This window comes from Aquisalimonas sp. (assembly GCF_007120195.1).
Taxonomy (GTDB): domain Bacteria; phylum Pseudomonadota; class Gammaproteobacteria; order Nitrococcales; family Aquisalimonadaceae; genus Aquisalimonas.
Genome location: NZ_SKOG01000101.1, coordinates 1 through 8,397 on the forward strand (window position 1 = coordinate 1; position 8,397 = coordinate 8,397).

Sequence of the window (8,397 nt, forward strand, 5' to 3'; positions counted from 1 at the left end):
AGGTTCGAGGGGGCGTCCTGCGGGTCGGGTTTCTCGACGATGCCGCGCACGGCCGAGAGGCCGTCGGCGAAGTCGGTGGCGCTGATGACGCCGTATTTCTGGGTCTCGCTTCTCGGCACGCGCTCCACGCCCAGGATCGAGCATTCGTAGTCGTCGAACTCCCGCACCATCTGTGACAGGACTTTCTCGCCTTGGCCGTCGATGAGGTCGTCGGCGAGGATGACGGCGAAGGGCTCATGGCCGACCGCCGGGCGCGCGCAGGCCACCGCGTGGCCGAGGCCAAGCGGCTCGGCCTGGCGGATGTACTGGCAGCTGACGCCGTCCGGGAGGGTGCTGCGGGCAAGCTCCAGGAGGGCGTGCTTTTGTTTGGCTTCGAGCTCGACCTCGAGCTCGTAGGCCTTGTCGAAGTGGTCTTCGATGGCGCGCTTGGTGCGGCCGGTGACGAAGACCAGGCGCTCGATGCCGACGCCGACCGCTTCTTCCACCGCGTACTGGATGAGGGGCTTGTCGACGATGGGGAGCATTTCCTTGGGGCTGGCCTTGGTCGCTGGGAGAAAGCGGGTGCCGAGGCCGGCGACGGGGAAGACGGCGGTTTTGATTGGGGTTGGCATGGGTGGTTTGGCTTTGGCTTTGTGGTGTGTGTGTTGTTTTGCGCGCCTTTGGCGCTGTTTTTTGGATGGTGGATTACGCTTCGCTAATCCACCCTACGGGTACCGGGTCGATGGGTTGGTGTTGACCCTTTGGGCACGCTACCGCTTGGGGAGGTGCTCCCCAAGCGCGATTTGTGACCGTTCGATTGTGTGCACGCCGGGACTCAGCGGTTTGCTGGCGCCAGGCTCGCTGGATAAGGCGAGGCTGGCTGGTCTCCGGGTCGGCCTGGTCGCTCCCGGGAGCGCGTAACGCGGCTCCTGCGGTGGCACGTCTGGCCGGTGCAGATGCCCCACTCAGGCAACATCCGGCGCAGAGTGAAGCGCAGTGCTGGGGCCATTGCAACGCGCGGTGGCGGGATTTGTGACGCGTGTCCGGATGGCCGCCAGAGTTGTGGACGAGTTGTCAGTTTTCGGGGTGGTTGGGCGTTGGTTTTGTGCCCTTGCGGGCGCGCACGGCGTAGGTCCGCACTGCCCAGTTCTGTTCACGCTCGGGTGGCTGCGGTGCGAGTGGAGCCCGTCAGCGTGGGCTGGCCGCGCGGCGGTTTGCAGCTGCGCTTGCTCTTGCTGGAGTGCCTCGAACGGGCCCGCTGCCGCGACCTGGTCGCAGGCCTTCACCGTGCTGAGGCGGTGCGCGATCAGGATGTTGGTTTTCTGGTGCGCCAGCGCCTCAATGGCTTCCATGACGGCCGGCTCGGTGCGGTAATCCAATACAAGGCGATACCTCCTATACACGCCGTTTGCGGGCGCTCGTTCGCCAGAGGAGCTTCACGACAGCCCTGCCTGTGGTGCGCCTTAGGATGCGAAAGGCGCGTTGGGTCTTGTGAGCGAATCGAGGATCGGCGCGTGGCAAAACAATGTTCGCTCCAGGAGCGCGCTGAACCCTTTCCGCTCGGCTTCCCGCTTCATGTCCTCCTTGGTCAGGGATAGCTGCGGGAATTCGTAATACTTGAAGAGCTGGTAGGCAAGATAATCCCGACGCAGGCGAAACTCACCGTGCTGAGGGTCCATGAATAGTCGCTCCTGGAGCGCCGTGCCGGCCTCGTGACCGGTCAGGGATAGCTCGAGCCGCTGTAGGTTTTCCTGCTCACAGAATCGCGCGAGCCACTCGTATTGCTCGCCGATGGCAACTTCCCGGGCGAGCTGATCACGAGCCCTGGTGATCTCCGCGTGGGGGTGGATGTCCGTTCGCAGACGGATCTGGAGCGGCCTGACCAGGTCTGCTTCGCCGGCCTCGGCTTCGATCCCCGCCTCGATCTCGGACATGGCACGCAGTTCCTGCGTGGTGGAGCGCCTGCCCGGGTCAATCACGTAATGGGGCTGCACGGCAACCTGCTGCTCCAGGGCAAGGTCCAGGAGTCGGTAGGTGGAGTCCCAACCTCCGGTCGAGAGGAGGTATTTCATGGGCGTCGCTTCCTCGTTGCAGCTCGTTCGTTTCCGGAGCACTCCGGGCCGATTCTTGACCGTACTGCAGGAGCAGGCTCGCTTGATTCGTGCGAACACCAAGTGAGGGAATCAAGGCGCCCTCGCCGCCCCGGAGCATGGCGTAGCTGCAAAGCCATTGCTTCAAGTCGTGCGTCTACAGGGCCTTGCACAATTACCGCGTTTGCAGCATGGCAACGCCAACGCCCGTTGCCAATTAGCACGGTGCAGCAGCGAACAACACAGCCGACAGTCTCCCGGTTGCCGGCTGAGTGAGGCCTTCGCCGCTGCGCCACGTGCCCCGAGGAGGCCGGCCGCGCCGAGGCGGGCCCTTGCACGCCCTTGGCGATACGGTCGCCGAGCCCCTTGTCGATGTTGCGCCAGCCCTCGAAGGCGCGCTCCAACACAGGCCCGGAGACGGCTGCACTGGCGGGTGCGGCGGGCCAGCTCGGTCTCGAAGGCGCATCCTCACCCACGGTTTTGCCCGCGCGCGCTGCAGTGACTGCGGCCACGACTTCCTGCTCGCGTGCTCGTGTTGTCCGCAGCCAGAAGCTATCGGCAGTTTTTGCTCCGGAGCCGATCAGGGTGTGATTGGTAGACGCCTTGGGTAATGGATGAAGAGCGTCTACTCCAGATAGTTTCTCCCCGAAGGGCACAGCAACGCCCAGGGGAGAACTCTCATGCACGTCTACACCAAACCGGTTCAGGACTTTCGACCATTCGATCAGCCAGGTTTGTGGAACTTTTCCACGACCACGAACGGGAGATCATGCGGCGCGGGTACCACCCTCACGAGATCGCGGCCGGCCTGTCCTCTCATGCGTTCGCGTCTTCCTGCGTCATTTGCGGGAACGACGGATCGTCGAGGACGCAGTCTCACCCGAGCCCAGCTCCTTAGTCAGCGAATTTCTTGGCTGGATGAGAGCTCAGCGGGGAGTCGTCGACACGACCCTCACATCCTACCGCAGCTACGTGAAACTCAGCACGATTGAAAAGGCTCTGCCACCGACTCTTCGTCGTGGCGTGTTCCCCGTCGCGTAGGGCAGCGCGTTCGGCACGGTCACCGTGCGGAACTCGGTGGGTTCGTTCGCACCCAGGGTGCGCGCGGCTTCCAGCAGTTCCCGGTCGATGGACTCCAGCTGAATCATGGTGTTCTCTCATTCAAACAGGTAGATTTGGCATTCAGATTCATCGATTGCTGCTCGAGGTGCATCATGTCCGATCCACGACCGCTTGCCTTACCGGACGGCAGCGTGGTTCACAGCGACCCGGAGATTCTCGGTGGTACACCCGTGTTCGTCGGCACCCGCGTCCCGGTGCAGACCCTGATCGATTATCTCGAAGGCGGCTACCGCGTGGACGAGTTCTTGGACAACTTCCCCAGTGTACGCCGTGAGCAGGTCAACGCCTTCCTCGATCAGGCCACCCGAGCACTCCTGACAAGAGTCGCGTGAAAAGGGTTCTGCTGGACGAGAATCTGCCACGCCTGCTGGCAAGTGAAATTCCGGAGTTCGAGGTGTCCACGGTCACGGAAGCCGGCTGGGCCGGGACCAAGAACGGGCAATTGTTGCGACTGGCCGAGTGCACGTTCGACGCCTTCATCACGGCGGATCGCAATCTGCCGCACCAGCAAGCTCTGAGCACATTGAGACTGGGAGTGATCATACTCGCTGCCGGCAGCACCAAGCTGGAAGACCTTCGCCCGCTCATCTCCCGGATTCGGTCCGCTCTCGTGGCGATCCAGCCCAGCGAGGTCATCCATATTCGACCCCCGCAGCAACCATGAACGATCTCAACGAGGTACGAGCGATGGTATCGGAACGTTTCGAGAGCTGGATCGAGCGCTGGGAACGCCAGGGTCTGGAAAAGGGCCTGCAACAGGGCTTGCAACGCCAGCGGCCCGGACTGCTGCGCCAGGTGCGCACACGCATCTATTAAGCCTTCCCGCTGATCTGTCCGCACTGCGCGGGCGCGATGTGGATCGTCGCCTTTGTCACCGACCCGGCTTCGATCCACGCGATCCTGGCGCACATCGGTGAGCCGACGCGCCCGCCGCCGGTGGCCCCGGCCCGCGACCCGCCCGCCTGGGCCAGCGATGGCAATACCAGCGCAACGATGGATCCCCAGGGTGACCAGGGTGAGCCCGCCGGGATCGATCCGCTGGCCCAGCCCGAGCCCGACTCTATCTTCGACCAGCGCATCACATGGTGAGAATCCGCCCGTGGCGGTGAGGATACCGGCTTGCCAGATGCTCGGAAAGCGGGCCGCCACCAGGAAAAATCGCGGGGTCTGACCATGCATCGCGGCCGGCAAGCAGGACCGCTTGCTGCCGCCGATGGCCCGCAGCGGCCGCAGGCGGGCAGCCGGCTCGGTTGATCCAGCCAATGACCGCGGCGATACTGCAAAGGAGACGGTTGGATTTCCTATCCTTGAGGCTTGCTACGGGCTGCGGCCATGGCTGGCCGAGACCCTGGTCGATCACCAACGCTTCCTCCGTGGTCTGCTACCGTGGCGCCAACTGGCTCGAGGTCGGCCTCACCACCGGCCGTGGCCGCCAGGACCGCGACCGTCGTAGCCACGGCGCCGCTACCAACTATCCGCTGCGCGCCGACGCCCGAGAGGCCCTGGCTTCAGCACCATAATTAGAATTGCTTGGGTAAGCCCCCTTGCCGGCATTCGCCGATACGGTGAATAACACCATCCCCGCATGCAAGGCGTGTGAGCCGTCGGCGAGCGGCTGCGTTAGTCCGCGCCTGGCACGTAGCGCGTGACCCGGATCTCGTCGGCGCGCCGGCGCATGGTATGGCTGTCGTACCACGCCTGCATGCGCAAAAGCGTATCCATGGACACGCCGAAGGCCTTTTCGATGCGCAGCGCCATCTCCGGCGAAACCCCCGCGCGCTCGTTCACCAAGTCGGACAGGGTTGCCCGGCGCACGCCGAGGATCCCGGCCGCCTGCGAGACGCTCAGGCCGAGCGCGTCGAGGATTTCCTCGCGGATAAACTCGCCCGGATGCGCCGGCGTCATTCCTACTTTTACACGCTCCTCAGCCATCAATGATAATCCTCTAAATCCAGATCCTGGATCGCATCGTCTTCGATGCGGAACGTTATGCGCCAGTTACCGGAGACGGATATGCTCCACGTTTCGCTGCGGTCGCCGCTCAACCGGTGAATCCGCCATCCCGGCGGGCCTTTCACCTCGTTCATGCCCTGGGCGCTGACAAGCACTGTCAGGATCCGACGAATGCGCGGCACCAGATCGGGCCGCAGTCCTTTTGGATCGTCATCCTCAAGGAGTTGTCGCAATCCTTTGTGTCGGACATTCGCAATCTTCATTACTTGCAGTGTACGGTGACACCGTACACTTGTCAAACGCGAAACTTGTTTCCGTTCGCTTTGGCCGGGCCGATCGAGCACAATCGCAAATAAAAACCGCCCGCATGCGGAATAAAGCGCGCGGCGAACCCAAATGCGTTTCACGAAAAATTAACAATTTCTCAATACAAGCGGATACGGTAGCATGTTCGTGCGCCCATGGCACTCTGCATCGCAGTGAAACAGAATAGTCACTTCTGTTTCCATTCACATAAACGGCATGCCAGCCAGGCGGCGAGATTGTTCGTCGCATAACGAAATCCAATAACAGTAGACCACGACATCATGGATGCCCCCAAACCATTGACGAACTCCTGCAATGGACCCTGCTTGACAGCTTTATACTGGCAGCATTGTTCGCCGGTCTTCTCGTGAGTTGTCTTTTCTCGACTATTACTGGCGCGCCGGCAAGATATGGCCCGAATGGATCGCGCGCCGTCTTGACCGCCGCCGTTCTTTACAGCCGGGCGCGAGCGGTAACCGGAACGAGGGCGGCCATATCATCGCGGGGGTGCTGGCGGTGGTTGCGGTTGCGGCCGGGCTGGGCGTGTGGATGACCAACTTTATTCAGGGCCCGCTTGCCACGAGCATGAATGTCAGCCGGCAGGCAAGCGCGGAGGCCCAGCAGCTCCGCTGCAGTGACTGCGGCCACGACTTCCTGATCGCGTTCGTGCAAGGGTCGCGGCGTCTGTCCCGCTTGCAACACGCACCGCATGGCCGAGTGGGCGGTTGGGCAAGCCGAGATGTTCGTGGGCTTTATACGGCAGCTCTTGTCGCCTTCTGATGTTCGCCGATGTGAGCCGCGATTCGCAGAGCGTGACGGCCGAGACGGTGGCCGAGAAGATCACGCCGAACACCCGGGCGATCCTCGCCGTGCATCTGGCTGCAGGCCGCCATCGGGCGCATCCAGCTCATACGCATGCCGGCGTGGAAGGCGGCGCGCCGGGCCAATACCGAGCGCATCTGGCAGGTGGCGCATGACTGCCCCGGCTGCGGGTGCCGGCTCATTCCTGAGCACATCGAGCATGCGGCCTACAAGCGCTATGTGTTCGTCGAGCCGAAGCGGCAGGCGGAAGGCTGGGATTGTGATCGTATCCAGGCCGCGATCGTCGAGCGCGGCATGCCGTGCTTCTCGGGCTCCTGCTCGGAGGTCTACCGCGAAAAGGCCTTCAACGGCACCGGCTGGCGCCCGCAGACGCCGCTGCCCGTGGCCCGCGAGCTGGGCGAGACCAGCCTGAGGTTCCTCTGCCACCCCACCCTGACCGACGCCGAGATCGACAAGACCTGCCGGGTGATTCAAGAGGTGATGAGCGAGACGGCGGGGTAGTCCGCACCACGTGGTCCACCACCGGGGTCTGACCCTTCCACTGACCCAGGCGGCCTGGTCACCGAGGTCTGACCCCTTCCAGCGTTAGGGCACGGGGGACCGGGTCAGGTAGGGGTAGGGGGGTGCTGGTCAGTCTTCTTGTTCTTCGGTTAACCTGAGAGCTATGTTTGTCTATGGCGTTTTGTTGTGGCGTGATCGATCGGCAGCGGCTGTTGGAGGTGAACCATGGTGATGAGATTGGGTGATATGAGCATCCGTGAGAAGCTTAGTGCCATGGAAGCGTTATGGGACGATCTGGCCAGAGATCCCGACTCTGTCCCCGTCCCGGCCTGGCATCAGGAGGTGTTGGAGGAAAGAGGGCTACGTGCTGAGACGGGTGGTACCTCATTCAGTGAATGGGAATCCACAAAGGATCGGGTGAGAGAGCGGACACGTTGAAAATCGAGGTACTGGAAGATGCCGAAGAGGATCTTCTGGCAGGGTTTCGGTTTTATGATCGGCTGGAACCGGGCCTCGGTCAGTACTTCATAGATACATTGTTCTCCGATATCGACTCTCTTCACTTGTATGCCGGAGTTCATCAGCAAGTCTTTGGCTACTATCGCCTCCTGTCCAAGCGCTTTCCTTTTTCCGTCTATTACTAGTATGAACAGGAGGCAGTACGAGTCTACGCCGTGTTAGACAATCGTCAGTCTCCATCAAGCGCTATCACACGCCTGTTGGAGCCTTGAGTTCAGGGGGCAGCCGCTGCCGGTGGCGCGCGAGCTGGGCGAGACCAGCCTGATGTTCCTCTGCCACCCCACCTTGACCGCGGCCGAGATCGACGAGACCTGCCGGGTGATTCAAGAGGTAATGAGCGAGGCGACGGGGTAAGAAGCCCGACCCATGCAGTTGGACCGTCGCAAGGCCCGCTATCTGTGGGCTGTGTTGCTCGCACGCATCGATGAAGCCTTCTCGCTGACCTGTCCGCACTGCGCGGGCGAGAGGCGGATCGTCGCCTTTGTCACCGACCCGGCTTCGATCCACCCGATCCTGGCGCACATCGGTGAGCCGACGCGCCCGCCGCCAGTGGCCCCGGCCAGGCAGGATCCGCCACCCCAGAGCGTAAGGCGCCACTTTTAACCAAATGGCCAGGGAGAAGATACCGGGATCGGCCGGCGTGGTCAGTCCTCGTTTGGCGGCAGAATGGTCAAGACCACCTCTCGCCGCCGCCGGCCAACCGCAGCAGCTCATCGATCAGTGCATGGGATGCGTCACCGCGGACGTGTACGAGGAAGCTGCCGGGGAGGCGGTGGGTGCCCGGCAAGGTAATGCCTTCCACGCCGGTGTCGATCGGACGCCCCAGGAGATGCACCGGCCGTCGAGGCCCATGCAGGGCCAGTATTCGGAACGAACGCACGAAACGCGCGAGCGCCGGCTCCGAGGCGGCGAGTTCGCTCTGTGCGCTCAGGGCGGCCCCCACGGCGGATCGATGCGACGCATGGAGAACTGGGAAATGCCCGCCGCTGATTGCCAGCAGCGCCAATGCGGTGACCAGCGAAAGTGTGCGCGCCAGCAAGCGGCGTTCCCGTGGGCATCAAAGTTCGGGCGCCCGGATCGCTCGCACTCGTCGTGCCGAAGGGAT

Annotated in this window: 16 protein-coding genes and 1 pseudogene; 11 read left to right on the top strand and 6 right to left on the bottom strand. The window is 62.8% G+C overall.

Annotation, left to right across the window (positions count from 1 at the left end; all coding sequences use genetic code 11):
* The 3 genes from QZT63_RS07865 to QZT63_RS07875 form a co-directional block, all read right to left on the bottom strand.
* On the bottom strand, window positions 1-611 hold a 611-nt coding region (locus QZT63_RS07865; protein ID WP_290650076.1), incomplete at its 3' end, for a UTP--glucose-1-phosphate uridylyltransferase.
* Window positions 612-1,442: 831 nt separating this feature from the next.
* Complete coding sequence (locus QZT63_RS07870) at window positions 1,443-2,051, bottom strand: hypothetical protein (protein ID WP_290650078.1); 609 nt, start codon at window positions 2,049-2,051, stop codon at window positions 1,443-1,445.
* A gap of 986 nt (window positions 2,052-3,037) precedes the next feature.
* Window positions 3,038-3,217, bottom strand: coding sequence for an ABC transporter permease subunit (locus QZT63_RS07875; protein ID WP_290650079.1), 180 nt, complete (start codon window positions 3,215-3,217; stop codon window positions 3,038-3,040).
* 66 nt (window positions 3,218-3,283) lie between these two features.
* Between QZT63_RS07875 and QZT63_RS07880 the strand changes: the two genes are divergently transcribed.
* From QZT63_RS07880 to QZT63_RS07900, 5 genes are all read left to right on the top strand, one after another.
* Complete coding sequence (locus QZT63_RS07880) at window positions 3,284-3,523, top strand: DUF433 domain-containing protein (protein WP_290650081.1); 240 nt, start codon at window positions 3,284-3,286, stop codon at window positions 3,521-3,523.
* On the top strand, window positions 3,520-3,855 hold the full coding sequence (locus QZT63_RS07885; protein WP_290650082.1) for a DUF5615 family PIN-like protein: 336 nt from the start codon (window positions 3,520-3,522) through the stop codon (window positions 3,853-3,855). The genes QZT63_RS07880 and QZT63_RS07885 overlap by 4 nt, the downstream gene beginning before the upstream one ends.
* Window positions 3,852-4,007, top strand: a complete 156-nt coding sequence (locus QZT63_RS07890; RefSeq protein WP_290650083.1) for a hypothetical protein — start codon at window positions 3,852-3,854, stop codon at window positions 4,005-4,007. Before QZT63_RS07885 ends, QZT63_RS07890 begins: the two co-directional genes overlap by 4 nt.
* Before the next feature lie 36 nt (window positions 4,008-4,043).
* Entirely contained in the window at window positions 4,044-4,280 is a 237-nt protein-coding gene (locus QZT63_RS07895) for a hypothetical protein (RefSeq protein WP_290650085.1), read from the top strand.
* Window positions 4,281-4,498: 218 nt separating this feature from the next.
* A complete protein-coding gene (locus QZT63_RS07900) occupies window positions 4,499-4,711 on the top strand; it encodes a hypothetical protein (RefSeq protein WP_290650086.1) in 213 nt (70 codons plus the stop codon).
* Window positions 4,712-4,811: 100 nt separating this feature from the next.
* Here QZT63_RS07900 and QZT63_RS07905 read toward each other — a convergent pair whose 3' ends face one another.
* Together QZT63_RS07905 and QZT63_RS07910 are read right to left on the bottom strand one after the other, a co-directional pair.
* The gene (locus tag QZT63_RS07905) at window positions 4,812-5,123 is read right to left on the bottom strand and encodes a HigA family addiction module antitoxin (RefSeq protein ID WP_290650088.1); all 312 of its coding nucleotides are present in this window, start codon (window positions 5,121-5,123) and stop codon (window positions 4,812-4,814) included.
* On the bottom strand, window positions 5,123-5,407 hold the full coding sequence (locus QZT63_RS07910; protein WP_290650090.1) for a type II toxin-antitoxin system RelE/ParE family toxin: 285 nt from the start codon (window positions 5,405-5,407) through the stop codon (window positions 5,123-5,125). Before QZT63_RS07910 ends, QZT63_RS07905 begins: the two co-directional genes overlap by 1 nt.
* 415 nt (window positions 5,408-5,822) lie before the next feature.
* Here QZT63_RS07910 and QZT63_RS07915 point away from each other — a divergent pair, with 415 nt between their 5' ends.
* From QZT63_RS07915 to QZT63_RS07935, 6 genes and pseudogenes are all read left to right on the top strand, one after another.
* Window positions 5,823-6,230, top strand: a complete 408-nt coding sequence (locus QZT63_RS07915; protein WP_290650092.1) for a hypothetical protein — start codon at window positions 5,823-5,825, stop codon at window positions 6,228-6,230.
* A complete protein-coding gene (locus QZT63_RS20045; protein ID WP_366636380.1) occupies window positions 6,230-6,427 on the top strand; it encodes a DegT/DnrJ/EryC1/StrS family aminotransferase in 198 nt (65 codons plus the stop codon). Before QZT63_RS07915 ends, QZT63_RS20045 begins: the two co-directional genes overlap by 1 nt.
* Complete coding sequence (locus tag QZT63_RS07920; RefSeq protein ID WP_290650098.1) at window positions 6,342-6,773, top strand: DegT/DnrJ/EryC1/StrS family aminotransferase; 432 nt, start codon at window positions 6,342-6,344, stop codon at window positions 6,771-6,773. The genes QZT63_RS20045 and QZT63_RS07920 overlap by 86 nt, the downstream gene beginning before the upstream one ends.
* 246 nt (window positions 6,774-7,019) lie before the next feature.
* Window positions 7,020-7,211 (top strand): addiction module protein, encoded by a 192-nt coding sequence (locus QZT63_RS07925; protein ID WP_290650099.1) that lies wholly within the window; start codon window positions 7,020-7,022, stop codon window positions 7,209-7,211.
* A pseudogene (locus QZT63_RS07930) lies at window positions 7,169-7,504 on the top strand (type II toxin-antitoxin system RelE/ParE family toxin). Before QZT63_RS07925 ends, QZT63_RS07930 begins: the two are co-directional and overlap by 43 nt.
* A gap of 154 nt (window positions 7,505-7,658) precedes the next feature.
* Entirely contained in the window at window positions 7,659-7,895 is a 237-nt protein-coding gene (locus tag QZT63_RS07935) for a hypothetical protein (protein ID WP_290650094.1), read from the top strand.
* A gap of 67 nt (window positions 7,896-7,962) precedes the next feature.
* Here QZT63_RS07935 and QZT63_RS07940 read toward each other — a convergent pair whose 3' ends face one another.
* Window positions 7,963-8,331: a hypothetical protein gene (locus tag QZT63_RS07940; protein ID WP_290650096.1), complete on the bottom strand. Its 369-nt coding sequence runs from the start codon at window positions 8,329-8,331 to the stop codon at window positions 7,963-7,965.
* Window positions 8,332-8,397: the final 66 nt, after the last annotated feature.